This is a genomic window from Mesorhizobium sp. M0500 (assembly GCF_040321165.1).
In the GTDB taxonomy this organism is placed as follows: Bacteria; Pseudomonadota; Alphaproteobacteria; order Rhizobiales; family Rhizobiaceae; genus Mesorhizobium.
Window position 1 is genome coordinate 218,932 of sequence record NZ_JAMYRB010000001.1, and the last position, 26,174, is coordinate 245,105.

Sequence of the window (26,174 nt, forward strand, 5' to 3'; positions counted from 1 at the left end):
CAGATGCCTTGCAGTTCCCCGGACCGCTTCAAAGGGACACACGCCCCGGAACATCGGCCCAGTATCCATGCGGTCTTACACCGTCTTTTCGCCTATCGCCTTGCGCAGGAAACCTCCCGCGTTGGCAAGCGCCTTACGTGCTTCTTCGACACCCATGCCGGTGATCGTCACCAGGATTGCCAGTTTTACATCATTGCCGGTCTGGTCGAGTGCCTGTCGTGCCTGCTGTGCCGCGCAGCCGGTCGTCTGCATCACGATCCTAACCGCCCTTGCGACAAGCTTCTTGTTGCTTGGATTGAGGTCAACCATCAGGTTCTGATAGCTCTTGCCGATGCGGATCATGCTGGCGGTAGACAGCATATTGAGCACCAGCTTTTGCGCGGTTCCCGATTTCAGCCGGGTCGAGCCGGTGAGGACCTCCGGGCCAACCACCGGAGAGATGCCAATATCGGCAATGCCGGCAATGGTCGATCGAGGATTGCAGGACAACGCCACGGTGGTGGCTCCCACTTCCTTGGCATAGGTCAGGCCACCGATCACATAAGGTGTGCGTCCGCTGACAGCGATGCCGACCACCACGTCGCCAGCGGTCAGCTTGATGTCCTGCAGCGCCTTTATTCCCTGTTTCGGATCGTCCTCGGCGCCTTCCGCAGAGTGCATCAGCGCGTCGACGCCGCCGGCGATCAGGCCCACCACCATGTCCTCGGGTACGCCGAAGGTCGGCGGACATTCCGAGGCGTCGAGGACGCCGAGCCGGCCGCTGGTGCCAGCCCCCATATAGACAAGGCGTGCACCGTTCTGGAACGCGCTCACGATCCGGTCCACGGCCGCAGCAATATCGGGGATGACCTTCTCGACGGCTGCCGCAACGCCTTTGTCCTCGTCATTGATCTTGCGCAGCACCTCGAGGGTCGGCAACAGATCGATGTCCATGGTTTTCGGGTTCCGGTCCTCGGAAATCAGCCGCTCCAGCTCCGACATCAACCCTTGTTCGACCACTTCGCTTACTTTCAAGTGCGACTGCGAGCAGGACTGTGATGCCCGCGGCAAGCGGCGTCCAGTGCCTGCACCTGGCCGTCGGCTCCGTACCGGCTGCGCCGGTTCTGTTTCGTTAACTTTTTAGAATTCGATATTCCCTCTGTCAACGGAAAGTAGGAATATTATATTCCTTGCCGAGCAAGGCATCACTGGCGGCAGAGGGATTGTCTGGCCAGGATTATGGCTCCCGAAACCGCATCGCCGTCGGCCGGCTTCAGCCGTCGGCGGACGTCGGGAGCGAGCCATGGCTCAAGCGGGCTGGACAACCCACCGAGCAACGTAATCCGCGGCGCGCCTTTTTCGAACAGCACCCGCACGAAGGTGTCGATCTGCTCGGCAGCGCCTTGCACGATCCGCCGACCGGCCGGATCGCCCTGGTCGGCATGGCGGATCACCATCGGCGCCATGGCGGCATAGTCCGTCGCGCTGGCGCGGTCCATCCAGGCCACCGCCTCGAACGGATCGTCCTTGAAGCGCTGCATCACCTCGGCCAGCAGCGCCGTCCGCTCATGCCGGCCGTCATGGGCTCGCAAGGCAAGCTGCACTGCCTTCAGTCCGAGATCGGCGCCGCTGCCCTCGTCGGAAATCGGAAAACCGTAACCGCCGACGCGCAGGTCGCGCCCTTCGACAAAGCCGAGCCCGATCGAACCGGTCCCGGCTATGACGATGGCGCCGTCTTGACCCGAATGCGCGCCAAGGCAAGCCGCGACGCCGTCGCTGACGAAGTCGATGCTCGCAAAGGGTTGTTCGATGTCATGAAACGCCTCGAGCGCACCCTTACGGCCGATGCCGGCAACACCGATACCCGCGCGGATCCTGGCGATTTCCGCCGCCGCGAAACCTGCCTCTTCGATCGCCGCGCCAAAGGCTTTGGCAATCGAGGCCCAGGCCACCTCTATACCGAGTCGCGTTGTCGCCGGGCCCGACAGGCCTTGCCCGAGCACGGTTCCTGCCTCGTCTTCGATACGCGCGCGGCAGCCGGTTCCGCCGCCATCGACGCCCAGGAAATAATGCGGAGACGCCCCACCGGCACTCATTGCCTTATTCGTTCGATCTGGGCGCCGCACAGCCGGAGCTTGCGGTCCAACTGCTCGTACCCGCGGTCGAGATGATAGACGCGATTGATCGTCGTCTCGCCCTCCGACACCAGCGCTGCTAGCACCAGCGAGACGGAGGCGCGCAGGTCGGTCGCCATCACTTGCGCGCCCTTCAGCTTCTCGCCTCCGCGCACCAGCGCCATGGTGCCTTGCAGCTTGATATTGGCGCCGAGCCGCATCAGTTCAGGCACATGCATGAAGCGGTTCTCGAAGATCGTCTCGCGCAACAGCGAAGCGCCCTCGGCACAGCACATCAACGCCATGAACTGCGCCTGGAGATCGGTCGGAAAGCCCGGATAGGGCTCCGTCGTCACGTCGACCGCCTTGAGCGGCCCGTCTCTCGATATGATCAGCCCGCGGTCGCCCGGCCATATTTTCACACCGGCTGCTTCGAGCAGCTGGACGATGGATGCCATGTGCTCGAGCCGCGCGTGGGTCAGCTCGAGCTGACCGCCGGTGATGGCCGCTGCGACGGCATAGGTGCCGGCCTCTATCCGGTCCGGGATGATGTCGTGCGTGGCGGCGCGCCAGTCTGTGCTGCCCCCGATCAGGATGCGGTGCGTGCCGGCGCCCTCGATCCGCGCGCCCATGTCGTTCAGGCAGGCGGCAAGATCGGCCACCTCCGGCTCGCGGGCCGCGTTGAGGATCTCGGTCTCGCCGTTTGCCGTCGTCGCCGCCATCATCGCCGTTTCGGTCGCGCCGACCGACGGCGAGCTCAAAACGATGCGCGCGCCTTTCAGTCCGCCCGGCGCAGACGCGACGATCAGTCCGTTTTCGATCGCGATATCGGCGCCAAGTGCGGCAAGTGCGGCGACATGCATGTCGACCGGCCGTGCGCCGATCGCGCAGCCTCCAGGCAGCGAGACCCGGGCATGGCCGAAGCGGGCAAGCAGTGGACCGAGAACCAGCACCGTCGCGCGCATGCGCCTGACGGTATCGTAGCTTGTCTCCCTGGAAGCGGCAGCACTGGTATCGATTGTGGCGGCATTCGCCGATCTGGTGACTTCGGCCCCATGAAGGCCGACGACGCCAAGCATGTTGTCGACATCCGTCACCTCAGGCAGGTTGGTCAGCTGCAGCGGATAGGGGCTGAGCAACGCCGCCGCTATTTGCGGCAAGGCCGCGTTCTTGGCGCCGGAGATCGTCACCGCGCCCTCAAGCCTGTGCCCGCCGACGATCCGCAATTTGTCCATGGCTCTGACCTAATCCCGAGCTGTCGGCGAGTCTACGATCTTTCATGTCCGAATCGTCGACATGCCCGAAGGCTGGGCCGCAACCGCACCAGTCGAGATTTGATGGTTCATTCTTGGCTGGCAATCAGAGACGGAATAATTTATTCCTTGGCTTGGCATTGTCGATGACAGGCAATGGAGGAACGCATGTCCGTCCTGAAGAAGATCGAGGCCAAGCTCGAAGTCATGGCGCCCGGCGACCGCGAGATCGGTCGGTATATCGTCGATAATCCCGACCAGATGCTCCGCCTGTCGACGGCGGCGCTTGCCGCCGAGATCGGCCGCAGCCAGTCGAGCGTCGTCAAGTTCAGCCAGAAGCTCGGCTATTCCAGCTATCAGGAGCTTAAGCTCGCCGTCAGTGAGGCCAAGTCGCAGGAATGGCACGTGCCGGCCGGCATGATCCACGGTTCGATCGAGGTCGACGACAGCTATCTGGTCATCTTGCGCAAGCTGATCGGCAGCAAGCTTTTGTCGATGCAACAGACCGTCGCAGCCAACACCGAGCAGGAAATCGGCAAGGCTCTCGAAGCGTTGAACGGTGCGCGCCGTATTCATTTGGCCGGCGTCGGCGCATCCTCGCTGGTGGCGCGCGATTTTTCCTACAAGCTGATGAAGCTCGGCCGCAACGTGCTGCACGACAGCGACAGCCATGTGCAAATGGCCAATGTCTCGACGCTTGGACGAGGTGACGTGCTGTTCGCGCTCTCCTATTCCGGGGCGAGCATCGAAACCCTGCGGATGGCTGAACTTGCCCGCAAACGTGGCACCACCGTTATCGCCGTCACCGGACTTCGCGACAATCCGCTGAGCCGGGTTGCCGACATTCGCCTCCACACGATCGCCGATGAAGAGCGCGCGCGCTCGTCATCGATAACTGCGCGTGATGCACAACTGACGCTGACCGACCTGCTGTTCATCCTGCTCGTGCAGAAGCAGCCTGACGCCAACGAATACGTCCACAACAGCGAATTGGCCGTCTCGGTGCTGAAGGCTTAGCGCTCTTCGCCGTCTCGCGTTAAGGCCTCAGTTCCTCCCTGGCGCTGCACGCCGACAAGAGCAACTTTCGTCCTCCTTGGTGAAATAGCTTTCTTCAATGTGCTCACCCGCTTTCTTCGTCCGGCTGGCAGAGAGTCGCGGGAGCGCCGATTGGTCAAATGCCGCCGGTCGAAACAAATGTTGACAATGTCATCTGTTGTTGCGAAAGCGTTCAGCCTCGAATTTGACGGCCGGGTGAGACAATGGACGACCTTGGAGCACAGGAACAAGCGGTTCTCGACCTCATTGCGGCGAACCCATTCGCCGGCCAGCAGGACATAGCAACGGTGCTCGGCATCGCCCGCTCGACGGTCGCGGCTCACATCGTGCAACTCGTCAACAAGGGATACATTCTCGGCCGTGGTTACGTCTTGCCGACGTCCAAGCGCATGGTCTGCGTCGGCGGCGCGGTGCTCGACCGCAAATACCACGCCAAGAAGGATCTGATTTTCGAGACGTCGAACCCGGTCGACGGCTATCGCAGCTTCGGCGGGGTTGCCCGCAACGTCGCCGAAAACCTTGCCCGCCTCGGCGTCGACATAAGCTTCGTCTCGATCGTCGGCGACGATGAAACCGGCCGCTCAATGGTGCGGCATCTGCGCGACCTCGGCGCCGATGTCAGCCAGGTCATCACCACCGCGGAACGGCCGACGGCGGAATACGCGGCCATCCTCGACCGCAACAACGACCTCGTGCTCGGCATTGCCGACATGGAGATCTTCGATCTGTTTTCGTCGTCCTATCTCGACCGCTTCTGGCCGCATCTGGCTTCGGCGACATGGGTGTTCATCGACTGCAATCTGCCGGCTGCGACCCTCGCAGCACTGATCTCGCGCAAGCAGGCCGCGCGCTTCAAGCTCGCCGTCGACGCGGTCTCGTCGCCGAAATCAGCGCGCCTGCCGAAGGACCTGACCGGCATCGATCTTCTATTCACCAATCATGACGAGGCCAATATGATGCTCGGCATGACGGATGCCGACAAGCGGCTGACGCCGGAGGAAGCAGCGGCAGCGCTGCGCGCGGCCGGCGCCGGAGAGGTGATCGTGACCGTAGGCGCGCATGGATTTGCCGTTGCGACCGAGAGCGGTGTGACGAACATGCACTCCGTCCCGGCCCAGCCCGTCGACATCACCGGCGCCGGTGACGCGATGATCGCCGGCACTCTGTACAAGGTGCTTTCGGGTGAGCCGGTCGCTCATGCCGTGCGCACCGGCGCACTGCTTGCCACACTGACCACCGAGAGCGAATCCAGCGTCCATCCCGATCTGTCGCCGCGCTTCCTTGCCGCCGGCATGTACCGCATTCCTGCCTGAAAGCGAGATGATATGAAACCTTTCCTTGTCCACCTGAACGATGAAGTCGCTGCTGCGCTTGATGAAGGCCGCGCGGTGGTGGCATTGGAATCGACGATTATCACCCACGGCATGCCATATCCGGCCAATCTGGAAACTGCCCGTGGTGTCGAGACCGTAGTGCGTGAAAACGGCGCCGTGCCCGCCACGATCGCAGTGGTCGCCGGCAAGATCAAGGTTGGCCTCGACGACCGTGAACTGGAAGAGCTGGCAGCGGCAAAGGGCGTGGTCAAGGCTTCCGGGCGCGATCTCGCCGCCATCATGGTGCGCGGCGGCTCGGCCGGAACCACCGTCTCGGCGACGATGCGGATCGCCGCTTTAGCCGGGATCGGCATTTTTGCGACCGGCGGTGTCGGCGGCGTGCATCGCGGCGCCGAAGCCACTTTCGATATCTCCGCCGACCTGACCGAACTCGGCCAAACCGGCACGACCGTCGTCTGCGCCGGAGTTAAGTCGATCCTCGATATTGCGAAGACGCTGGAATATCTGGAAACTCAGCGCGTGCCGGTGATCGCCTATGGGAGCGATGATTTTCCGGCTTTCTACACCCGCTCCAGCGGGCTCAAGGCCGATCATCGCCTCGACACGCCCGACGAGATCGCGCGAGCCATGCTGCTGCATGACGAGATGGAATCCGGCACCGGCATTCTCGTCGCCAACCCTATCCCCGAAGCGGACGCGCTCGATCCGGCGTTCATCGACGGCACGATCGCAGCGGCCGTGGCTGAGGCCGAGAAGCGCGGCATCGGGCGCAAGGAACTAACGCCATTTCTGCTCGCACGCATCAATGAGCTTTCGCAAGGCCGCAGCCTGAAGGCCAACATCGCGCTGGTCCGCAACAACGCCGCGCTTGCTGCCCGCATTGCGGTTGCGCATGCGGAATTGAAGAGCGCGACCAGATAGAGACAGTATCCGGCCAGCGCTACCGGCCTTCGATTTCAGCCCGGCGCCAGGTCGAAGATGCGCCCGGCATTGAGGATGTTGTTCGGGTCGAAGGCTGCTTTCAGGCGGCGCATGGCCGCGATCTCGGCGTCGCTGCGCACAAGGTGCAGCCATTCCTTCTTGTCGAGGCCGATGCCATGTTCGGCCGAAACGCCACCGCCGGCGGTGGCAACACCGCGGTACACGATGCCGTATGCGGCCGCCGGATCCGCGGTGCGGACCTGATAATGCAGATTGCCATCGCCGAGATGGCCGAAGACGTAGATGTCGGCGCCAGGGTCGACGGCCCTGATGGCGGCTTCTGTTTCGCCCAGGAAAGTCGCCATTCTCGCCAGTGGGATGCTGATATCGACGCCGATCAGGCCTGCCATCGAAAACAGGAAACGGTTGGCCTCTTCTCGCACCGCCCAGAGCGCCCGGAATTCGCGCGGCGATTGCGAGACGACCACGTCGTCGATCACGCCATCTTCAACCGCCTGCATCAGCACCGCGGCAAAACGTTCGCCGTCGCGGTCGGGCTCGCTGCCCTGTATCTCGGCAAGCACATAGACGGGCGAGCCGGCGGGCAGCGGCGCCGGCGCCTCCATGCCGGCGATCATGGCGCCATAGAGCGGTGCGAAATTACACCTCATAGGCCGACAGCAAGGGCCCGAGCTTCCGCCTGAGCAGCGCAAGCAACGTGATCGCCGCGTCCAGCGAAGCAAGCGCGCAGAAGGCGTTGATCTCGGTGGCCGGCTTCGGATGCAGCCGCAGGCATGCGCGTGTGACCACGCCGAGCGTGCCTTCGCTGCCGATGAACAATTGGCTGAGGTCGTAGCCGGAGTTGTCCTTCGCCAAACCCTTGAGCGAGGTCAGAATACTGCCGTCGGCAAGCACCGCTTCCAGCCCAAGCACCTGCGCCCGGAACATGCCGTAGCGCAGCACACGGATGCCGCCGGCATTGGTGGCGACATTGCCACCGACGGTGGCCGTGCCGCGCGCTCCGATGTCGACGCCGAACAGCAAGCCGGCCGCATCGGCGGCTTCCTGCACCGCTTGCAGCGGCGCGCCGGCCTCGGCGATGATGGTTGCCGCCTCGCGGTCGAGAGCTTCAACGGAAGTCATGCGCTCCAGCGACAGCACAGCTTCGCCGGGTTGGATGCGAGCGCCGCCGGCAAGCCCGGTCCGGCCCCCCTGGACCACAAGCCTCTGCCCCGCCTCATTGCACAGGCGCAGTATGTCCGACACCTCGCCGGCAGTCCGCGGTCGCAGCACGACCTCCGGCCGCGCACCGGTCTTGCCGTCGGGGTCTTCCCTGTAACGCGGCCCGGCCTCATCTGCCGAGACGATCGCCGACCGATCCAGCCGACCCTCAAGTCGCGACAGAAGCTCGGCGGTTCGCGAGGAGAGGGCGCTCACGGATGCTATTGGCGCGCAGATATCGATGCAACGCACGCGAAGACCGGCGAGGATTGCAGGAGCGGCTTGACGCGAATTTCGCTGGAAAGAAAACATGCGGAAAACCCGCCAAAAATGCAGTCGGTTGCTGTCGCCATGCACCGCTCCTGTGGAACAGGTCGACCATAGGCGCGGACCGCGTTTTGTCAAACTGTGGCAGTTGGTGATGGGTGGCTCGACGCCTGCGTTTCGGCGCGGACCACCTTGATGTCGGCGCCTGCCGCCCATGCTCCGATATCGTCGCGACGTAAGGCCGCAGCCATCATGTCCGGAAACAGATCCGGCGTGCAGGCAAAGACGGGAATACCAAGGGCTGCTACCGAGCCTGCCATTGTGGGATCGTAGCCGGGCCGGCCTTGATCGGTCAGCGCCAGAAGCACGACGACATTTACGCCGGATCGAACCAGCGCTGCCAGTCGCCGCAGCAGGTCCTGGCCATTGCCGCCTTCATAGAGATCGGTGATCAGCACCAGATGCGACTTGGTGGGCCGTTCGACACGGTCGGCGCAATAGGCGACCGCCTGATTGATGTCCGTGCCGCCGCCAAGCTGCACGCCGAACAGCACCTCGACGGGATCGCTGAGCTCTTCGGTCAGGTCGACGATCGCCGTATCGAAGCAGACAAGCTTCGTGCGCACAACCGGCAGCGAGGCCATCACCGCCGCGAAGATCGAGGCGTAGACCACCGAGCTTGCCATCGAGCCGGACTGGTCGACGCAGAGAACGACCTCATCCAGATCGACAAGCCGGCGCTGCTTGCGCATGAAGCCGACCAGTTTCTCCGGCACGATGGTCCTATGCTCGGGTTGATAGTGGCGAAGGTTCGCCGAAATAGTGCGCTGCCAGTCGATATCGCGTGCACGCGGGCGGTTGGTGCGTCTCGATCGATCGAGAGCGCCGCGTATCGCCTCGGCGGTCTTCTGCTCCAGCTTCTGCATCAGCTTGCCGACGATATCGGCAATGATCGTCCGGGCAATGTCCTTGGTCTTGGCCGGCATGACCGAGCGCAGCGAAATCAGGTCGGCGACGAGATTGACGTCAGCCTCGATCGCTTTGAGGAATTCCGGTTCCATCAGCATCTGCTTCAGGTCCAGCCGTTCGAACGCGTCCTTCTGGACGATCTGGACGACCTGCGCCGGAAAGAAGGAGCGAATGTCGCTCATCCATTGCGCGACGCGCGGCGCCGACCGGCCAAGGCCGCCACGCCGCTTGCGCGGGTCGGCAGAAGCGGCGCTAACGCCGTCGCCGTAGAGAGCGTCGAGTGCCGCCGAAAGCCGTTTGTCGTCGCTGGAAAGTGCCCCAGACGTTTCGTCATCGGCGCCGATCGCCAGTCGCCAGCGGCGCTCCCTTCCGCCATCGGAAGTGAGCGGGCCGGGTTCGTTCATTTCGGCCTCGTCATCCATTGCCGGTTTCTCCGTTGAGCAACGGTCCAAGCAGCCCCAGGTGCCGGCGCCATGCCTCGCCGCCATCCGGCGTCGGCGTCACGCCAGCCGGCAAGCGCGCCGCGCGGCCGAGGACCGCTTCGATCAGCCGGCGGCGTTCCATGCTGTCCAGATTGGAAAAGACACGGCGCAGCAGCGGTAGATGCGCAATGAAAGCATCTTCGTCCAGGGATCTGAGCCACCCATCGACCGCACCGCGCAGACCCTCGTCATAAATCAGCCGTTGACCGGCTGTGCTGAAGAAGCCCTCGAAGAACCCGGCCGCGTCAGTGACAGGCGTCCCCGGTGACAGGCGTCGCCCGAGCAGCCCGGCAGCGGCTTCGGCGGACAGGCGACCGGCTTCATACAGCAGGTGCGCGGCGCACCCGGCCAGCAGCGCCGTCGACCGTGACGCCTCCAGCACGGCCGCCAGCCCGTTGCGCCATCCGTCCAGCACGTCTTGGCCGGGTTCGACCAGCCTGATCGCCTCATGGGCCTTGCGCATCGCACCAACCAGTGTCGCGGCGGCCTGCTCATCCAGATCGCGCACAGCGTAGGGAAGCGCGATCGCACCTTCGACGATCAGCCGCTCCATGAGGCCGGACAGCCGGTCCGTTTGCGTTTTGCGGGCCTCGCCGTAGCGGACAATGTCGGCGAGCGGCGGCACCGACGCCAGGATCTCCAGGCATTCACTGCTGCGCGCCGCGCGTGCCTCCAACGCCGTGAGGCCGGCAGTAGATGCTTCCGACAAGTTTGCAGTGATGGCGCTCTGGACCAGTGCCGCAAGCGTATCGAGCGTCGCCGCCGTTTCGATCATCTGGATCAGGCGGCCATTGGCAGCCTTTTCGATGGTCGGCCCGTAGATCAGGTTCTCGACCAGACGAACGGCATATTCCGGTTCCCACGCTAGGGTCCACCGCTCGCGGAAGGTGCCACGGCTGCGACCGGCATCGGTCAGTCTGCCCCAATGCACACCAAGCACGTGCAGCCGATGCAGCAATGTCGAGCGAAACAGCCCGCTCTCGCTTCGCAGGTCGACCGACAGTTCCCGCTCCAGCGCCTCGGGTTTTAGGCGCGCCGCCTTTTGGCTACGCTGCAGATCCTCGATCAGCGGCGCCAGCGGTGTGTCGGGCGGAATTTCCCCTACGTCCGAACCCAGAAGCAGCTCGGCCTCAACCAACCTCCACAGCAACGCTTCGCCGTTGAAGAGGGCGGCGATCGCGGCGTCGCGCAATTCCTCAAATCCGGGTTTCGGTCGTTCGCGAATCGCGGCAAGCGTCCGGGCGAGCCGCTCCGCTTCGATCAACGAAGCGGTCGAGATCAGGTGACCCTTCGCCCGCAGCACGGCGGCGATCGTCGCAAGCCACAGGGTCGCCGCATCGCGCCGGCCGCGCGTGCGCCAGAGATGCTTGCACCAGCCCGGTGCGACGACGCCCGCGCCATAGCCGTATCCCAGCGCAAGGCGCGGTCCCGTCCACGGTGCCCATGTCATTGTGCTCTTGCGCCGGGCAATTCCCTTGATCAGGACCTGATCGTTTTTCTGAGTGTGGGTGGCCTGCAGCGCCGGCACATGCCATGCCCCGCAGACGACGGCGATCGGCCCGCCGAACTGATTACGCGCCTTGGCGATTTCGAGCCGCATATGCGCCTCGCGCTTGGCTTCGAACTGCGCGATCGGACCCTCACCATTCCGCAGTGTCGTCATCGCATCTGCGATGGCCGCAAATATGGGGCCGGGTTCCGGGTTCTGTTCAATGATGTCCGACCACCAGCTTTCGCCGTCCTCATAACCGGCGGCGTGTGCCAGCATGGCTATCGGATCACGCGGAAGCGGAGCCGCGTCACCATCCTCGGGGGCTTGGGTAGCTTCGGTCGCATCGGTGTCCTCCGCGCCACCGATCGCAGCAGTGGTGAACCGTGCCGATGACGGCAGGTCGATAAACTGCAACGTCGCCTTATTGCCCACAGCCCAAAGCGCCGCCTGGTATTCGGGCGAGAACTCGGCAAAAGGCCAGAAGCTTGTCGAAGCCGGATCGTCCTCCGGATAGCAAAGGAGCGCCACAGGCGGCTGCATTTCGGGGCGGGCCAGCATGGGCAGAAGCTCAGAGGCGTCGATCGGCCCCTCGATCAGCACGGCGACCGGGTTCAAATCCTGCAGTGCCTGCACCAGGCTGTCGGCGGAACCCGGCCCGTGATGGCGTATCCCGAAATAGGCAATGTCGCCGTGGCCCATGGCGTCAGATCGCTGCGTTCAGCGCCGCGTAATAGCCGGCATAGTCGGCCCGCTTCTTGAGCACTGTTTCCAGATATTCCTCCAGCACCACCTTGTCCTGCACCGGATCCTTCACGATCGCGCCGACAAGGCTGGCGGCGAGACCTTCGGCGCCGAGCTTGCCACTGTCGAACCACGCCGCCTGGCTGAGCCCGCCAACCATCGTGGCGATCGCTTCTGCGGTCGACAGCGAGCCGGAAGGCGTCTTCAGCGTCACCTTGCCGTCGGCAGTCGCACCGGAGCGCAATTCGCGGAAGATGGTCAGCACACGGGCGATCTCCTCGCCGACATTTTTCGGCACCGGCAGGTCTAGTCCGCCAGCCATCTCGTCGACCCGTTTGGAGACGATCGCCACCTCTTCGGCCATGTCTTCCGGCAATGGCAGCACCACGACATTGAAGCGACGCTTGAGCGCCGAGGAGAGGTCGTTGACACCTTTGTCGCGGTTGTTTGCCGTGGCGATAATGTTGAAGCCGCGCTGGGCGTAGATCGAGGTGTTCAATTCCGGGATAGGCATCATCTTTTCGGAAAGCACGGTGATCAGCGTGTCCTGCACGTCTGAGCCCATGCGGGTCAGTTCCTCCAGCCGGCAGAGCTTGCCGTTCTGCATGGCTCGGTAGAGCGGCGTCGGCACCAACGCTTCCTGGCTCGGGCCCTTTGCCAGTAGCTGCGCATAGTTCCAGCCATAGCGGATCTGGTTCTCGTCGGTGCCGGCCGTGCACTGCACGATCAGCGTCGAGTCGCCCATGATGGCGGCGGCAAGATGTTCAGACACCCAGGACTTGGCGGTTCCGGGAACGCCGAGCAGCAAGAGTGCACGGTCGGTGGCGAGCGTCGCTACCGCGGTTTCCATCAACCGGCGGCGACCGACATATTTTGGCGTTACCAAGGTGCCGTCACCGGCCTTCCCGCCTAGCAAATAGGTCAGCACAGCCTGTGGCGACAGGCTCCAGCCGGCAGGCCTCTGCCGGTCGTCATCGCGCGCCAGCGCCTGCAATTCCGAAGCGTAGGCCTGCTCGACCGGGAGGCGGATGGCTGCGTTCATTTTGCTGTTCTCCGGATTGGTGATGTGTTGGTTCCAGGCCCCGCCAGTGATGCGTTGAGACGTAGAAGCCCGAGTGAAGGAGCCGCGGGCGGCACGCCCGCCGCGACCATGTCGTCGATCAATTTCGCTGCCGTGGTCGCGGTGGCAAGGAAGCCGATCGTCTCCAGTACATCGTCGAGACCCCGCCGCGCGGCGTCGTCTTTTCCGCCGGCGGCGGAACGCAGTGCGGCGAGCGCCTGTCCATTCGTCAGGTCGTCCCATTCCAGCCAGTCGACATCGATGCCTTCCGCCAGGTTGATCATGCCAAGATAAGTTGTCTCCTTGAGGATCAGCCTGATGAGGACACGCTTTCTGCGGCTGTCCAGGCGCGGCATGAGGTGAAGCACGAACAGCGCCGGTTTGCCGCCTTCGGCGATAAGTGTATCCGCCATCTGCGTAAGGGCGGCTTCGCTCCCTGAGGCGGCGACCATTCGTGCGATCAGGATGTCGGCTTTATTGTCGGCACCGAATTGCCAGCCTCCTATGAATTCGGCTTCCGTAGTGTTGAACCGTTCGGCAACCTCGACGAGGTTGCATATCTCGAACAGTTCGGCGCGGCGTTGCTCCTGCGCTTGGGATTTTAGTTTTGCTGGAGTGTAGATCGTCCGGCGGCGGATGAAGCCCGATCTGCCTTCAGTGATAAAGGCGGCGAGTTCGGCTACGGGATCGTCCGGTCCACCGTCGCTCGGGCGAACGTGCTCTCCTAATCTTGCCAGCAGCCGGCCAGCCAGTTCGCGCACCTTGCCGGACCTGTCGGCGGAAAGGCTTTTCAGGAAAGGCACGTCCTCGGCACTCAGGCCGAAGCGCATAAGCTCGACCAGCGCAAGTCTGACTTCCGCCGGTTCGCCCGACGCCTTGGCTTCGATCAACATTCGAGCCGATGTCGGGTCAGTACGGCGCATATCGGCAAGGGCCAAGCGTCGCGCGGCGGGATAGAACTCATCCCAGTTTTCCGCAGTCAGTTTCTCTTGTGGGGCAAGCCTTTCCCCGTTCATGCTTGCTTGCCAGTCTACCCATGGTGCGTAGACGTCAGGGCTGTTCTGATCCGAGGGCATCCAGTCCATGGGATGGAGCACAAAGCCGCGGCTGGCGACGAGCGCCGCCACGCGTGCCTTTCGCCTCGCGTCGGCGGCGTGCTTCAGAGCGGCTCTCAACAACGGCCGAAATCGTGCCGGCAGAATGGGCAGGGCAAGTCTGGGCAGCGGCGGACGACGCTTGAGTGTCGTCGGCGCGGCCGGCCGCAGCGCGACGTCGAGCGCTTGTGCTGCGATTGCCAGGAGCCGGCGCTCCTGTTCGTCGGGACTTGCACCGCCGGCGATTGCCTTCCATCCGGCCGGAGCCAGATCGAACGTAGCACCGCCGGTGATCCAGCAATCGCGCATTGCCGCCAGGCCTGTTTGCTCGCTTTCGTTCACGCCAGATCAAGCCTCCCGAACTCGCTTTGCGCCGCCAGAAGCTCAAGCCGGGCGCCGTTCCAGAGCGCTGCCGTGGCTGCAAGGTCGAGGCCGAGCAAGGTTTGATCTACCGCGCCGGCGATCGGCAAGGCGATCCCCTGCGGTTCATCCTCCGCCTGCCACCATGCCGTGCCCCGATCGTCGAGCAGGATAGCACCGGGCGGCAGCATGAGGGGACAATCGGCGATCCAGGGCGCGGCGTCCTGATGGGAAGCATGCGTGGCGAGCGGATCCTTCGCGGTGCCAAAAGCAAAATCGGGCCACGCGCCGGGCACAACCTCCCCCATGCGCTCCACCACGAGGGCGCGGAGCGGCAGGCGTGATGGATAAAACACCAGTCGGGCATTGAAACGGTCGCCTGGTGCAAAAGCGTTGGACCGGCGCCCGGCCGAAGCCGGGAAAAAGTCGAGCAGCACGGCAAATTGCGGGGTGGCGCTTTTCAAATCGAGCAGCCAGGTCGAATGGCTGACCAGACCATCGCGGCGGCTCTCGATCTTCTCGCCGAGAACTTCCCAGAGGCTTTCAACCTGTCTTGCATCCGGACTGCTGAGAACCTGTTCGCGGGGTTCCGACGTTGATACGAGGCGCTTCAGCTCGGGGTCGTCGGGCTCCGACCGCCACGCCTTGGCCAGCAGCACGAGCTTGCCGAGCTCGCGGATTGCCGCATCAGACCGTTCCTCGCTGCGCAGCGCCATCAGCCGCGACGGAATCTCGTCGATACGGCCGGCGAGCGCGGCTGCCTTCATATCGACCAGCCGCGCAGCAATCCGCCGGCAACGGTCGCTGCTGGCGTCGACAAACCCGGACAGACCGAGCCGTAACTGGTCGGCAATCCACTGGTCAAGCTCATCGAGCCCAGCCGACACTGCTTCTCGTGTGCTTTCCGCCCGCTTGCGCTGCGCCGCCTCGCGACGCTCCAGCGCCGCGATGTCTTCAATGGCGGTGCTCTCGTCGGCTTGTGAGGCTTCGCCGATGCGCTTGGCTTCCGCACCGGGTACCGGTTGCGCCGGCTGTGGCGTTGTCTTCCTGCGTCGGCCAAGCCAGTCATTCACCCATTCCGGCGTGGTATTGGCAGCGGCAAAACTGGCTGGCGCGGTGGCGGCAATCCACATCAGGGCCAGAGTGTGCTTGCATGGGAATTTGCGCGAAGGGCAGGTGCATTTGTAGCCGTGATCACCCGTGTCGACCACCACTCGATAAGGATTGGAGCCGGAGCCCTGGCATTCGCCCCAGATGAGCGCCTGCTGCTCATGCTTTTCGAGCCGCGGCCAGTTCGTTCGTTTGGTGAGCTTGGAGGCGGCGCTCAGCGACGCCTGATCGGGAGCAAGCGCCTCAATGGTTTTCAGATCGAATTCCAAGCCGCGCTTCTCCCCGCCCCGACGCAGTATAGATAGCGGTTTGTGAAGAATTATTATAGCTCTGGCACGGTGAAGATTGGCATGCCTTGGCCCTGTTTTGATGGGCCGGGACATGCCTCAGACGCAAATGGGGTCGACTGTTATTCGGCAGACAGAACGGGCTTTGGTAGCCGGCGGCCTAGGCGGAAGCGTTCAGGCTCTGCCCTTCAGGAACTCGATCACCATTGCCGCGGTCCAGGTGAAGCGATTGCCGCCGAGCGGCTCGCCGCTGAGGGGATCGTAATATTCGGCAAAACCGCTCTCGGCGATCAGCTCGAGACTGGATTGCGTGATCCGTTGTGCGATTTGGCTGTGGCCGGCGGCGGCAAGGCCGTCGGCGATCATGTAGTTGACCACCAGCCAGACCGGGCCGCGCCAGTAGCGCTTTGGGTCGAAGCGCCCATCCTCAGGATCGTGCGACGGGACGATGTAACGCGCTTTGCCGGCGATGCGCTCGATCGTTGCAGCGATGGTCGCTGCCCGGCTTTCCGGGATGGCCGAAAATACCGACAGAATGCCGCCGACCGACGCGCTGTCAACATGCTTTCCGGCCACTCGGTCGAAACAAATGTACTGGCCATGCGCGTCGCTCCACAGCCGTTCCATTGCCGAAAGCCCCTTTTCGGCACGGGCGCGATTGGCTTCTGCGATTTCGGTTTCGCCAAGTGCCTCGGCGAGATCGGCAAGGTCGGCGGCGGAACGGATCAGGATGGCGTTGAAGCCGGGATCGACGACCTGGAATGGCGAGGCATCGTGCAGCCGGGCATTATCCCAGCCAAGCCCGCGGAAATGCTGCAACAGCCAGACATAGCGGTCATACTGTGCCTTGGTTGGACGATGCGCCGGATCGGCGTGCAGGATGTCGCGGCGGGTGTAGGGCTCGACGCCTTCGGTCGGCACGCGCTCGAACGCCTCGTCCCAGTCGATCGAGTTGTCGCGGCCGGACTCCCATGGGTGGATTATGGCGACCAGCCCTTCGCCGTCCGGGTCGCGATTTTCGTAGAACCAGCGGTGCCAGGCATCGATTTTCGGCAACAGCGCGCGGGCGCGCTCGGCCGCCAGGGCCTTGTCCTTGGCCTGGTCGAACAAGCGGCGCACGGCAAAGCCGGCGACCGCCGGCTGGGTGATGCCGGAGGTGGCAGTCGGGCGGTTGGTTCGCCAGACCTCCGGCCCGGGGAAATAGCCGTCGCTCCAGACATGGAAGACGATGTGCGGCACCATGCCGTCTGGCCATTGGTGGGCGAACAGCGTGTCGATCTCGGTCCAGGCGCGCGCCTCGTCATAGTGGGCAAGGCCGAGCGCGGTCAGGCAGGAATCCCAGTTCCACTGAAACGGGTAGAGCCCCTTGGTCGGTATGGTATAGGTGCCTTGGTCATTTTCCCTGAGCACCTCGACGGCGCGGGCGATGGTTTCGTCGACAGCAAGAGATATCATCGGGGCGTTCGTACTTTCAGAATCGAAGGGGATCAAAGGGCGTTGGTGGTTTCGGGATCGAACCAGCGGATGCGATCGGGTTTGGGCGAAAGCCGCAAGTGATCGCCGACGGCGACCGTGGCATTCGATTCGAGGATGGCGCGGAACAGGCCGCCCTCGACGTCGCAGGTGACCAGCGTGTGCGGTCCGAGCGGCTCGACAACGCGCACGGTGGCGTTAATACCTTCGTTGCCGGCGTCCACATCCTCGGGGCGAATGGCGAATTCTATCGTCTGCTTGTCCGATTTGGGGCCGGGCAGCGTCAGCCCGGCGACGGTCCAACTGCCGTCGGCCGTCTTCGTCGCCGGGATGAAATTCATCGGCGGGTTGCCGATGAAGGAGCCGACGAAGCGGGCCGCCGGATTGCGGTAGACCTCTACCGGCGAGGCGGCCTGGACGATACGGCCCTGATGCATGACGGCGATGCGGTCGGCGAGGCTCATCGCCTCGACCTGGTCGTGGGTAACGTAGATGGTGGTGGTCTTGGACGCCGCGAGCACACCTTTGAGCTCGGCGCGCATTTCGAGCCGCAGCAGCGCGTCTAGGTTGGACAGCGGCTCGTCCATCAAGATCACGTCAGGCTCCATCGCCAGGGCCCGGGCCACAGCCACGCGTTGGCGCTGACCGCCGGAAAGCTGGCCCGAATAGCGCTTCAAAAGCTGTTCGATATGCATGAGCTCGGCGGTGCGGTTGACGCGCCCGTCGACCTCCTGCTGCGGCAGCTTCTTCATGCGCAGGCCGAAGGCGATATTCTCGAATACCGTCAGGTGCGGAAACACGGCGTAATTCTGGAACACCATAGCGATGCCGCGTTCGCGCGGCGGCAGATGGTCGACGCGACGGCCGCCGATCCAGACCTCGCCCTGGCTTGGCGTTTCCAGCCCGGCGACGATCCTCAGCAGCGTGGTCTTGCCGCAACCCGAGGCGCCAAGCAGCACCATGAATTCCTGGTCGGCGATGGTCAGGTCGATCGAATGCAGCGCGGTGAAGCCGCCGAAACGTTTTGCCACCTGCTTGATGACGATCTCAGCCATCGGCGTTCTCTTTTGTGCGCGTCATCGGTTGGCGATCCCCCACATGGCGAACAGATATTTGCGAACGGCGAAGATGAAGATCAGCGCCGGAATGACCAGTGCCGCGCCACCGGCAAATTTGAGGTAGAGCGGCGATTCGCCGAGGCTCTGCAACAGGAAGGCGGTCAGCGTCCGGTTCTCTATGGTGAGCACTGCGGCAGCAAACACCTCGTTCCAGGAGATGGTGAAGGCAAACACCGCCGACGCCGCGATGCCCGGCAGCGCCAGCGGCAGAATGACTTTTCGGAATGCCTGCAATCTCGTGCAGCCGAGCGTCCAGGCCGCCTCCTCCAGCTCGACGGGAATGCCGGAGAACAGCGAGAAGGTGATCAGCACCGCAAACGGCAGCGCCAGCGTGGTGTGGACCAGCGCCAGCCCGATCGCGGTGTCGTCGAGGCCGGTGCGGATGAACATCACCGCCAGCGGCAGCGCCAGCAGCGGCAGCGGGAAGGCGCGGGTCATCAGCACAAGGAAACGGAACGTTTCCTTGCCCGGGAATTCGAAGCGCGACAGCGCGTAGCCCGCGGGTGCGCCGAAGCCGATCGAGAGGAGCATCGTCAGCGTGGCGACGAGAACGGAGTTCCACAGCGCCTTGGCGACGCCGGCGAAATTGATGAAGAAAGAAAGGCTGCCGAAATCGAATGACGGGAAGAAGCGCTTGGGAAAGGCGGTCACCTCTTCCGGCGACGACAGCGCGTTGACGATCAACAGATAGATCGGCAGCAGCACCCAGACGCAAAGCAGGATGACCGTTGCGACCAGCAACCAGTTGCCGGCTTTGCGGGCCTCAGGCGCGGCAATCGAGAGCTCCGCGACAGTGCTCATATGCGAGTCTCCTTCGGCACACGCAGCACCCGCAGGAAGAACAGCGTGAAGCCGATCGAGATGGCGAGGATGAACAGCGCCATGGCGGCGGCGACATTGTGGTCCTGCAGCGTGAACTGCCAATTGTAGGTCTCGCCCATCAGCACCGGCAGATTGGTGCCGCCGAGTGCTGCAACCACGGCAAAGACCTCAAAGGCAAGGATGACGCGCAGGATGATCGCCGTCTGCAGGCTTGGGCGCAGCAGAGGCAGCGTGATCTTGATGAAGCGCTTCCACGGGCTAGCGCCAAAAACCTCCGCCGCCTCGTAGTATTCCCGGGGGATCAGCCCCATGCCTGCGACCAGAATGACCATCATGATGGCGGTCGCGCGCCAGATCTCGGCCAGCGCCACGGCGATGAAGATCGTCAGCTTGCTCTGGTAGCCGAGGAACATAACCGGCCTGTCGATGACGCCGAGATTGGAGAGCAAGGTGTTCAGGAAGCCGGACTGGTCGAAGATGGCGAGCCAGATCAGCCCGGCGGCGAGATCGGATATGCCGAGCGGAATAGCGAAGATGTAAAGCGCAGCGCTGCGCCCGGTTTCAAGCCGCGACACCACCGTTGCCATCAGCAGCGCCATCACCAGTTGGATCGGCACGACGATGGCGCTCAGCAGCAGCGTATTGCGGACAGTGACCGGAAACTTCCAGCTGCCCGCCATGGTGCGGAAATTGTCGAGCGTAAAGCCGCCGTCGCGGGTGAACGCCTCGAAGGCGACCAACACGAACGGGTAGAGGAAAAAGACACAGAGGAACAGCGTCGCCGGCGTCAGCAGCAGATAGGGCAGGGCCTTGCTGTGCATGGAGCGCTCTCTATTCGAAGCTTCAAAAGGGGTGGGCGCCCGGCGCGCTGGAAATCCGGACGCCCGGGAGGATTCTTAATCGACCGGGCAGGCGCCTTGCGAGGGCTTGTCGGGCGCCCAGCATGGCGCCTTTGCCTGGTCGATGATCGCCTTCAGCGCCGTCGCCTGTTCGTCGAGCACGCCGTGCACATCCTCGCCGCCGAGCACGATGCGCTCGAAGCTGTCGGTGTAGATCTGATTGAACTTGCCGCCGAGGCCGCCAAGTCCCATCGGCAGCAGCGCCGGCAACGCATCGGGAGCTCCGGTCATGGTGGCGATCACTGGGCTGAAGGCCTTCACCGAGGCCGGCATCTCGTCGGGCAGCTTGACGTCGACGATGGGAAAGAAGTTTGTCGCCTTCAGCGTCGCGATCTGGGTTTCCGGTTTCAGCATATAGGCGACCAGCGCCTTGGCCTTGTCCATGTCAGGCGAGGTCTTCGGGATAGCGACACCGGCCACCACCGGCATGTAGCCGCGGCCTGCCGGGCCAGCCGGCGCCGGGAAGGCGACAAACTCGTCGGGTTTCTGGTTGAAGGCGTCGGCGAGGCGCGCCACGTGATCGAATGCCACCCAGACTTCGCCGGTCAGCAGCGGCTCCTGCATGAAGGCATAGTTGGTCGAATTCGGGTTGGTGTATTGCCACAATTCCTTGAACTTGTTCCACGCCGTCTCGGCCTCCGCCGAGCGGAACTTCGTCACCATCGAGCCGGTATACGATGGAAGGAGAAAACCCTCGAAGAAACGGTGCTTCAGCCCTTTCGGGCCGGCCGGAAAACCGAATTTGGGCGAACCGGTCTTTTCAGCGATGTTTTTCGCCCACTCGATCAGTTGGTCATAAGTGATGGTGTTGAGATCGGTACCGGCCGGCAGATATTGCAGCGCCTGTTTGTTGGCCGCCATCAGAAAGGTGGCCTGCATCCATGGCAGGTACTTCTGCTCGCCGGTGCCGAGCATACCGAGCTTCTTGTAGGTCTCGTTGACCTTGACGCGACCGAGATCGATGCCAGAGAGATCGACAAGGTTCGCGCCGACGGTGGAGAAGTCTCCGTGCAGGCCGCCGAGCACGCCTATGGTGCCGGAACCGGCCTGCAGTTCGGCCTGAAGGCGGGTAAGCCAGGGCCCGTCCTCGGCGACCTGATAGTCGACCTGGCCGTCAAACCCGTTCAGCACTTCGCTGCGCATCTTCTGTGTCTCTTCCACTGGTCGCGCCTGTGTCGACCAGAACAACACCTGCTGGGCTTGTGCTGCGCCGGCAGCAAGCGACAACGCCAGCACCGCACCTGCCAATGTCCTCAACGCATTCATCGTCGTCTTCCTCCCTGGTTGTGCGCCGCTAAGGCGTCAGTTCCGTCCTGTGGGTGCCGGGCCATGGCTTGCCCGCGAGACAAGTGTCGGCCGGACCAGCCGCGTCAGTGGCGCGTCCGGCCTGTCGCCGATGACGGTCAGCAGCATCTCGCCGATCTCGCGCGCGCACCGGCGGATCGAGGCGTCGAAAGTGGTCAGCCCCGGCGGCGCATAGGCGGAGGCGGCTATGTTGTCGAAGCCGATCACCGAAAGGTCGCGAGGAATGGCAAGTCCGGCGCGCCCCGCCTCTTCCATCACAGTCAGCGCCAGCTCGTCGAACAGCGCGACAATCGCCGTCGGCCGCTCGGTGGCGTGCAGAAGCCGGATGATTGCCTGGATGCGGGCACCGCGATCGAAACGCGGCGCCGTCGCCACATCGAGCCTGACGGACGGATCGCCCCGGCGGGCGATCGCCGCGGCGAGCCCGTCCTGTCTGAGATGGCGAAATGTCATCGGCTCGGAAATCGTCACCAGGCCGAAATGGCGGTGTCCGAGATCGTAGAGCATGTCGAAGGCCTCGCCGAATGCGTGCGCGCCATCGGTATCGAGCCAATGGTAGGCAAAGTCGCCGTCGAGCACCCGGCCATGCGCGACGAACGGGAAATTGCGGTGACGCAGATAGGCAAGCCGCTCGTCGACCTCGGCGATGCGGGTGACGACGACCCCATCGGCGCGTCCGGATTCGACGACATGGCGAAGCACGGAAAGTTCCGACTGGCCCTGCGCCGCTGCGGCCAGGATCAGGTCGGAGCCGTGCGAAACCAACCCTTCGCCGAGCCCGGTGACGAATTCGCCGAGGAAGGAATCGACCAGATTGGGGCCGCGGATCGGAAGCACCATGCCGACAAAGCCGCTGCGGCCGGAGACCAGCGTGCGGGCTGCGGTGTTCGGCACATAGCCGGCCTGATGCGCAGCCTCGGTGACACGTTGGCGCGTTTTCAAGGCGATCTGCTCGTGACCGGCAAGGGCGCGCGAAACGGTGGTAATCGACAGGCCGAGCTGCGCAGCAAGTTCCTTGAGGGTGGTAACGCGGGCCGGCATCGTTCCTCCCGAACGAAGTTTGAAACGTTTGTAATCACTTCAAGCGAAATTGCAAACGTTTTAAATAGCGCGCGGTCGGTGTTGTTTCTTGCCCGTTGGTTAGCACGGCCCTATTCGGCCCCGGCCGGCAAGCTCTCTGGCCGGAGATTTAAACGCAGCGGTTGCTTGACTCGGGCGACGCCTTGTGAAAAATTTTGCAGCAACTGATAAAAATATCAAAGGGCGGAAATGGTTGGTTTTGGCAACGGCCTGCTGCGCGACGATGAGACCGGAATGGCAGCCCGTGCCGCCTGGCTTCACTATGCCGGCGGCCTGACCCAGTCGGAGGTCGCCAAACGGCTTGGCCTGACCAGTCTCAAGGCGCATCGCCTGATCACCAAGGCCAATCAGGAAGGCCTGGTCAAAGTCTACATCGACGGCGAAGTCTCAGAATGCGTGGAGCTTGAGGATGAGTTGTCCGGCCGGTACGGCCTCGACTACTGCGAGGTGGTTCCGGACTTCGATGCCGAAGACCTGCCGCTCAAGGCGCTCGGCATTGCTGGCGCGCAGTTTCTTAAGCGCGAGATCGAACGCGGCGAAGAGGCGCTGATCGGCGTCGGCCACGGCCGCACGCTTGCCGCCTGCGTGGAATATCTGCCGCGCATATCGGCCGGCAGGATCCGTTTCGTCTCGCTGCTTGGCGGCCTGACGCGCAAGTTCTCGGCCAACCCGCATGACGTCATCCACCGCGTCGCCGAGCGGACTGGTGCGGAGGCCTATGTGATGCCCGTACCGATGTTCGCCAACACGGTCGAGGATCGAACAGTGTTGCTCGGGCAGAAAGGCGTCAGCGATGTCTTCGACCTCGCCAAGTCCGCCGACTTGCTCATCGCCGGCATCGGCACCGCCGAACGTGAGGCCTCGCTTGTCGCCACCGGTATGATCGAGAAGGGCGAGATGGAGGAGATCCGCCGCAACGGCGGTGTCGGCGAACTGCTCGGCCATTTCTTCGACGATGCCGGAAAGGCCGTTGCGACGACGCTTTCCGACCGGGCGCTGGCACTGGCGCGCGAAGACATCAGCAACCGCAGGATTGTCGCCGTCGCCGGCGGCAAGGTGAAGGTTCGCGCCATCAAGTCAGTGCTGGAGGGCCGTTATCTCAAAGGCTTGATAACCGACGAGCGGACGGCGCGATCGCTCGTGGAACAGACGCCGGTCGGGTAGCCGGGAACCATTTCGTTGAAACTACCCTGTGGAGGAGAAGAGAAATGCATGAGAAAGAGAAAGACCTCATCGACGCATTCCTGCGTGGACAAGTCGACCGCCGTGGGCTGATCAAGGGCCTCGGTGCAATGGGCCTTGCCGCCAGCACCGCCGGCACACTGCTCAATTTCGGGCAGACCCGCGCCCTGGCGGCTGATTTCGACTGGCAGGCGCATAAGGGCAAAACCATCAAGCTGTTGCTCAACAAGCATCCTTACGCCGATGCGATGATCGCCAACCTCGACAATTTCAAGAAGCTGACCGGCATGGAAGTCGTCTATGACGTATTCCCGGAAGACGTCTATTTCGACAAGGTTACCGCCGCGCTGTCGGCCAGCTCGCCCGAATACGATGCCTTCATGACCGGCGCCTACATGACCTGGACCTACGGCCCGGCCGGCTGGATCACCGACCTCAACGAATGGATCAAGGATCCGGCCAAGACCAACCCGAAATATGCCTGGGACGACTTCCTGCCAGGCGTCAAGAACTCCTGCGCCTGGAACGGCCAGCCGGGCGGCGCGCTCGGTTCGGCGGACGCCAAGCAATGGTGCATTCCGTGGGGCTTCGAGCAGAACAATATCACCTACAACAAGGGCATGTTCGACAAGGTCGGCGTCAGCGTTCCCGGCAATATGGATGAGATGGTCGCTACGGCGGCGAAGCTCACCAAGGACGTCGGCGGTGGCGTCTACGGCATCGGCGTGCGCGGCTCGCGCTCCTGGGCAACGATCCACCCGGGCTTCCTGTCGGCCTACGCCAATTTCGACCAGAAGGACCTGAACGTCTCGGCTGACGGCAAGCTGTCGGCCGCGATGAACACCGCCGAATCCAAGGCTTTCCACAAGCAGTGGGTCCAGATGATCCAGGAGAGCGGCCCGAAGGACTGGTCGACCTACACCTGGTACCAGGTCGGCACCGATCTCGGTGCAGGTGCTTCGGCGATGATTTACGACGCCGACATCCTTGGCTACTTCATGAATGGCGGCGACAACAAGATGGCCGGCAAGCTCGCCTTTTCGGCATTCAAGGCCAATCCTGCCGCCAAGGCGCCGACGCCCAATATCTGGATCTGGTCGCTGTCGATGTCCAACTTCTCCAAGGACAAGGACGCAACCTGGTACTTCATGCAATGGGCATCCGGACCCGAGCATGCATTGTTCGGTGCGACCAAGATGGACTTCGTCAATCCGGTTCGTCAGTCGGTCTGGAACGACGAGATGTTCCGCGAGAAGCTGAACAAGAGCTATCCGGGTTATGTCGAGATGTTCGACGTCTCGGCGCCGGGCGCCAGCATCAAGTTCACCCCGCAGCCGCTGTTCTTCGATCTCACCACCGAATGGGCGGCGACGCTGCAGAAGATGGTGGCCAAGGAAGTGCCGGTCGACGAGGGCCTCGACAAGCTGGCCGAGAGCATCAACAGCCAGCTCAAGGAAGCCGGGCTCGGCTAAGCCGCGGCCAAGGCTGACCCGTCCGCGGGCCAGCCTTTGAGATGTGATACGTTTGCGACGCGGTCCCGAAAGGTGCCGCCTGCTCGCCCGACCGGCCGCCTTGCTCCCTTGGGCGGCCGGGACGGCGAAGCAACAGGATGACGGAGCAGCCGATGACTGCGGCGACAATACAAAGAAACAGGCCGTCGGGCTTCAGGATCAGCAAGCGGGTGCTGCCCTATCTCCTCAGCCTGCCGGCCCTGCTGGTCTGCATCGGCATCCTGATCCCGTTCCTGACGTCGGTGATCTATTCGTTCCAGCGCTACCGGTTGAGCCAACCCTGGGCGCGGCAGTTCAACTGGGGCGACAACTATATCTCTTTCTTCACCGATCCGAAGTTCTGGAACACGTTGCAGGTGTCGCTGCTCTACGCCGGCATCACCGTCGTGCTCGAGCTGCTTCTCGGTCTCGGCATCGCCATGCTGCTGCAGAAGCGCTCGACGCTGAACAACTTCATCTCGATCATGCTGCTGATGCCGCTGATGACGGCGCCGGCGCTCGCCGCGCTGATGTGGAAGCTGATGACCAATCCCGGTTTCGGCGTGCTCAGCTATCTCGCCAGCCTGATCGGGTTGCAGGATTTCCGCTGGGCCTCGTCTCCGTCGACGGCGCTGCTCACCGTCGTGCTCGTCGACATTTGGGTCTACACGCCCTTCATCATGATCCTGCTGCTTGCAGGCCTGCGCAGCCTGCCGACGCAGCCCTTCGAGGCGGCAGCACTCGACGGCGTGCCACGCAGCTTCGTCTTCTTCCGCATCACACTGCCGATGCTGACCCCCTACATCCTGACGGCGACCCTGTTCCGCCTGCTTGATTCCATCCAGCAGTTCGACATCATCTACGCCATGACGCAGGGCGGTCCGGGCGACACGCTGACCGTGTTCCAGGTCGAGGCCTATCTCAATTTCTTCCAGTCGACCAATGTCGGCCGCTCGGCGGCACTGATGATCATCCTGTGGGCGATCACCTATTTCCTCTCGAACATTTTCATCAAGAACTGGCTGCGGCTGCGCGAACGCGCCCGCGGCCAGGCATAGGAGGCTG

The 26,174-nt window shown here is 63.3% G+C and carries 20 protein-coding genes and 1 pseudogene; 6 read left to right on the forward strand and 15 right to left on the reverse strand.

What is annotated here, in order from left to right; translation table 11 throughout:
* Nucleotides 1-75: 75 nt before the first annotated feature.
* The 3 genes from murQ to murA all read right to left on the reverse strand — a co-directional run bounded on the left by murQ (nt 76) and on the right by murA (nt 3,328).
* Entirely contained in the window at nt 76-999 is a 924-nt protein-coding gene (gene murQ / locus NKI70_RS01190; RefSeq protein ID WP_023676046.1) for an N-acetylmuramic acid 6-phosphate etherase, read from the reverse strand.
* Nucleotides 1,000-1,184: 185 nt separating this feature from the next.
* Nucleotides 1,185-2,075: a glucosamine kinase nucleotide-binding domain-containing protein gene (locus NKI70_RS01195; RefSeq protein WP_352697922.1), complete on the reverse strand. Its 891-nt coding sequence runs from the start codon at nt 2,073-2,075 to the stop codon at nt 1,185-1,187.
* Nucleotides 2,072-3,328, reverse strand: coding sequence for a UDP-N-acetylglucosamine 1-carboxyvinyltransferase (murA, locus tag NKI70_RS01200; RefSeq protein WP_352590293.1), 1,257 nt, complete (start codon nt 3,326-3,328; stop codon nt 2,072-2,074). Before murA ends, NKI70_RS01195 begins: the two co-directional genes overlap by 4 nt.
* A 186-nt stretch (nt 3,329-3,514) precedes the next feature.
* Here murA and NKI70_RS01205 point away from each other — a divergent pair, with 186 nt between their 5' ends.
* The 3 genes from NKI70_RS01205 to NKI70_RS01215 all read left to right on the forward strand — a co-directional run bounded on the left by NKI70_RS01205 (nt 3,515) and on the right by NKI70_RS01215 (nt 6,657).
* On the forward strand, nt 3,515-4,363 hold the full coding sequence (locus tag NKI70_RS01205) for a MurR/RpiR family transcriptional regulator (RefSeq protein WP_352590290.1): 849 nt from the start codon (nt 3,515-3,517) through the stop codon (nt 4,361-4,363).
* A 242-nt stretch (nt 4,364-4,605) separates the two neighbouring features.
* Entirely contained in the window at nt 4,606-5,715 is a 1,110-nt protein-coding gene (locus NKI70_RS01210; protein ID WP_023676042.1) for a carbohydrate kinase, read from the forward strand.
* A 12-nt stretch (nt 5,716-5,727) separates the two neighbouring features.
* Complete coding sequence (locus tag NKI70_RS01215) at nt 5,728-6,657, forward strand: pseudouridine-5'-phosphate glycosidase (RefSeq protein WP_023676041.1); 930 nt, start codon at nt 5,728-5,730, stop codon at nt 6,655-6,657.
* Between the two features lie 35 nt (nt 6,658-6,692).
* Here NKI70_RS01215 and NKI70_RS01220 read toward each other — a convergent pair.
* The 12 genes and pseudogenes from NKI70_RS01220 to NKI70_RS01275 all read right to left on the reverse strand — a co-directional run bounded on the left by NKI70_RS01220 (nt 6,693) and on the right by NKI70_RS01275 (nt 22,398).
* Nucleotides 6,693-8,094 (reverse strand): annotated as a pseudogene (locus tag NKI70_RS01220) (FAD-binding oxidoreductase).
* A gap of 185 nt (nt 8,095-8,279) precedes the next feature.
* Nucleotides 8,280-9,536, reverse strand: coding sequence for a VWA domain-containing protein (locus tag NKI70_RS01225; RefSeq protein ID WP_352691217.1), 1,257 nt, complete (start codon nt 9,534-9,536; stop codon nt 8,280-8,282).
* Nucleotides 9,529-11,787 carry a DUF5682 family protein gene (locus tag NKI70_RS01230; protein WP_352691219.1) on the reverse strand — a complete coding sequence of 753 codons (2,259 nt, stop codon included), beginning with the start codon at nt 11,785-11,787 and terminating at the stop codon, nt 9,529-9,531. The genes NKI70_RS01225 and NKI70_RS01230 overlap by 8 nt, the downstream gene beginning before the upstream one ends.
* A gap of 4 nt (nt 11,788-11,791) precedes the next feature.
* The gene (locus NKI70_RS01235) at nt 11,792-12,871 is read right to left on the reverse strand and encodes an ATP-binding protein (protein ID WP_352691221.1); all 1,080 of its coding nucleotides are present in this window, start codon (nt 12,869-12,871) and stop codon (nt 11,792-11,794) included.
* On the reverse strand, nt 12,868-14,016 hold the full coding sequence (locus NKI70_RS01240; RefSeq protein WP_352697919.1) for a DUF5691 domain-containing protein: 1,149 nt from the start codon (nt 14,014-14,016) through the stop codon (nt 12,868-12,870). The genes NKI70_RS01235 and NKI70_RS01240 overlap by 4 nt, the downstream gene beginning before the upstream one ends.
* Before the next feature lie 305 nt (nt 14,017-14,321).
* The gene (locus tag NKI70_RS01245) at nt 14,322-15,722 is read right to left on the reverse strand and encodes an SWIM zinc finger family protein (RefSeq protein ID WP_023676035.1); all 1,401 of its coding nucleotides are present in this window, start codon (nt 15,720-15,722) and stop codon (nt 14,322-14,324) included.
* Nucleotides 15,723-15,914: 192 nt separating this feature from the next.
* Nucleotides 15,915-17,195 (reverse strand): amylo-alpha-1,6-glucosidase, encoded by a 1,281-nt coding sequence (locus tag NKI70_RS01250; protein WP_352634425.1) that lies wholly within the window; start codon nt 17,193-17,195, stop codon nt 15,915-15,917.
* Nucleotides 17,196-17,227: 32 nt separating this feature from the next.
* Nucleotides 17,228-18,268, reverse strand: coding sequence for an ABC transporter ATP-binding protein (locus NKI70_RS01255; protein WP_352455248.1), 1,041 nt, complete (start codon nt 18,266-18,268; stop codon nt 17,228-17,230).
* Between the two features lie 21 nt (nt 18,269-18,289).
* Complete coding sequence (locus NKI70_RS01260; RefSeq protein ID WP_023676032.1) at nt 18,290-19,132, reverse strand: carbohydrate ABC transporter permease; 843 nt, start codon at nt 19,130-19,132, stop codon at nt 18,290-18,292.
* Nucleotides 19,129-19,974: a carbohydrate ABC transporter permease gene (locus NKI70_RS01265; protein WP_352452410.1), complete on the reverse strand. Its 846-nt coding sequence runs from the start codon at nt 19,972-19,974 to the stop codon at nt 19,129-19,131. Before NKI70_RS01265 ends, NKI70_RS01260 begins: the two co-directional genes overlap by 4 nt.
* 75 nt (nt 19,975-20,049) lie before the next feature.
* Nucleotides 20,050-21,318, reverse strand: a complete 1,269-nt coding sequence (locus tag NKI70_RS01270; RefSeq protein ID WP_352697917.1) for an ABC transporter substrate-binding protein — start codon at nt 21,316-21,318, stop codon at nt 20,050-20,052.
* 36 nt (nt 21,319-21,354) lie between these two features.
* The gene (locus NKI70_RS01275) at nt 21,355-22,398 is read right to left on the reverse strand and encodes a LacI family DNA-binding transcriptional regulator (protein ID WP_352697915.1); all 1,044 of its coding nucleotides are present in this window, start codon (nt 22,396-22,398) and stop codon (nt 21,355-21,357) included.
* Nucleotides 22,399-22,626: 228 nt separating this feature from the next.
* Between NKI70_RS01275 and NKI70_RS01280 the strand changes: the two genes are divergently transcribed.
* The 3 genes from NKI70_RS01280 to NKI70_RS01290 all read left to right on the forward strand — a co-directional run bounded on the left by NKI70_RS01280 (nt 22,627) and on the right by NKI70_RS01290 (nt 26,167).
* Nucleotides 22,627-23,601, forward strand: a complete 975-nt coding sequence (locus NKI70_RS01280; protein WP_023676028.1) for a sugar-binding transcriptional regulator — start codon at nt 22,627-22,629, stop codon at nt 23,599-23,601.
* A 44-nt stretch (nt 23,602-23,645) separates the two neighbouring features.
* Nucleotides 23,646-25,091 (forward strand): ABC transporter substrate-binding protein, encoded by a 1,446-nt coding sequence (locus NKI70_RS01285; RefSeq protein WP_023676027.1) that lies wholly within the window; start codon nt 23,646-23,648, stop codon nt 25,089-25,091.
* Nucleotides 25,092-25,243: 152 nt separating this feature from the next.
* Complete coding sequence (locus tag NKI70_RS01290; RefSeq protein ID WP_352697913.1) at nt 25,244-26,167, forward strand: carbohydrate ABC transporter permease; 924 nt, start codon at nt 25,244-25,246, stop codon at nt 26,165-26,167.
* The last annotated feature ends 7 nt before the right edge of the window (nt 26,168-26,174 follow it).

What these genes read in the sequence shown, in the direction of transcription:
- murA (WP_352590293.1), bottom strand. Translation starts at nt 3,328, where the DNA reads ATGGACAAATTGCGGATCGTCGGCGGGCACAGGCTTGAGGGCGCGGTG.
- NKI70_RS01290 (WP_352697913.1), top strand. Translation starts at nt 25,244, where the DNA reads ATGACTGCGGCGACAATACAAAGAAACAGGCCGTCGGGCTTCAGGATC.
- NKI70_RS01195 (WP_352697922.1), bottom strand. Translation starts at nt 2,075, where the DNA reads ATGAGTGCCGGTGGGGCGTCTCCGCATTATTTCCTGGGCGTCGATGGC.
- NKI70_RS01225 (WP_352691217.1), bottom strand. Translation starts at nt 9,536, where the DNA reads ATGGATGACGAGGCCGAAATGAACGAACCCGGCCCGCTCACTTCCGAT.
- NKI70_RS01235 (WP_352691221.1), bottom strand. Translation starts at nt 12,871, where the DNA reads ATGAACGCAGCCATCCGCCTCCCGGTCGAGCAGGCCTACGCTTCGGAA.
- NKI70_RS01255 (WP_352455248.1), bottom strand. Translation starts at nt 18,268, where the DNA reads ATGGCTGAGATCGTCATCAAGCAGGTGGCAAAACGTTTCGGCGGCTTC.
- NKI70_RS01280 (WP_023676028.1), top strand. Translation starts at nt 22,627, where the DNA reads ATGGTTGGTTTTGGCAACGGCCTGCTGCGCGACGATGAGACCGGAATG.
- NKI70_RS01205 (WP_352590290.1), top strand. Translation starts at nt 3,515, where the DNA reads ATGTCCGTCCTGAAGAAGATCGAGGCCAAGCTCGAAGTCATGGCGCCC.
- NKI70_RS01285 (WP_023676027.1), top strand. Translation starts at nt 23,646, where the DNA reads ATGCATGAGAAAGAGAAAGACCTCATCGACGCATTCCTGCGTGGACAA.
- NKI70_RS01260 (WP_023676032.1), bottom strand. Translation starts at nt 19,132, where the DNA reads ATGAGCACTGTCGCGGAGCTCTCGATTGCCGCGCCTGAGGCCCGCAAA.
- NKI70_RS01215 (WP_023676041.1), top strand. Translation starts at nt 5,728, where the DNA reads ATGAAACCTTTCCTTGTCCACCTGAACGATGAAGTCGCTGCTGCGCTT.
- NKI70_RS01210 (WP_023676042.1), top strand. Translation starts at nt 4,606, where the DNA reads ATGGACGACCTTGGAGCACAGGAACAAGCGGTTCTCGACCTCATTGCG.
- NKI70_RS01270 (WP_352697917.1), bottom strand. Translation starts at nt 21,318, where the DNA reads ATGAATGCGTTGAGGACATTGGCAGGTGCGGTGCTGGCGTTGTCGCTT.
- NKI70_RS01230 (WP_352691219.1), bottom strand. Translation starts at nt 11,787, where the DNA reads ATGGGCCACGGCGACATTGCCTATTTCGGGATACGCCATCACGGGCCG.
- NKI70_RS01265 (WP_352452410.1), bottom strand. Translation starts at nt 19,974, where the DNA reads ATGCACAGCAAGGCCCTGCCCTATCTGCTGCTGACGCCGGCGACGCTG.
- NKI70_RS01250 (WP_352634425.1), bottom strand. Translation starts at nt 17,195, where the DNA reads ATGATATCTCTTGCTGTCGACGAAACCATCGCCCGCGCCGTCGAGGTG.
- NKI70_RS01275 (WP_352697915.1), bottom strand. Translation starts at nt 22,398, where the DNA reads ATGCCGGCCCGCGTTACCACCCTCAAGGAACTTGCTGCGCAGCTCGGC.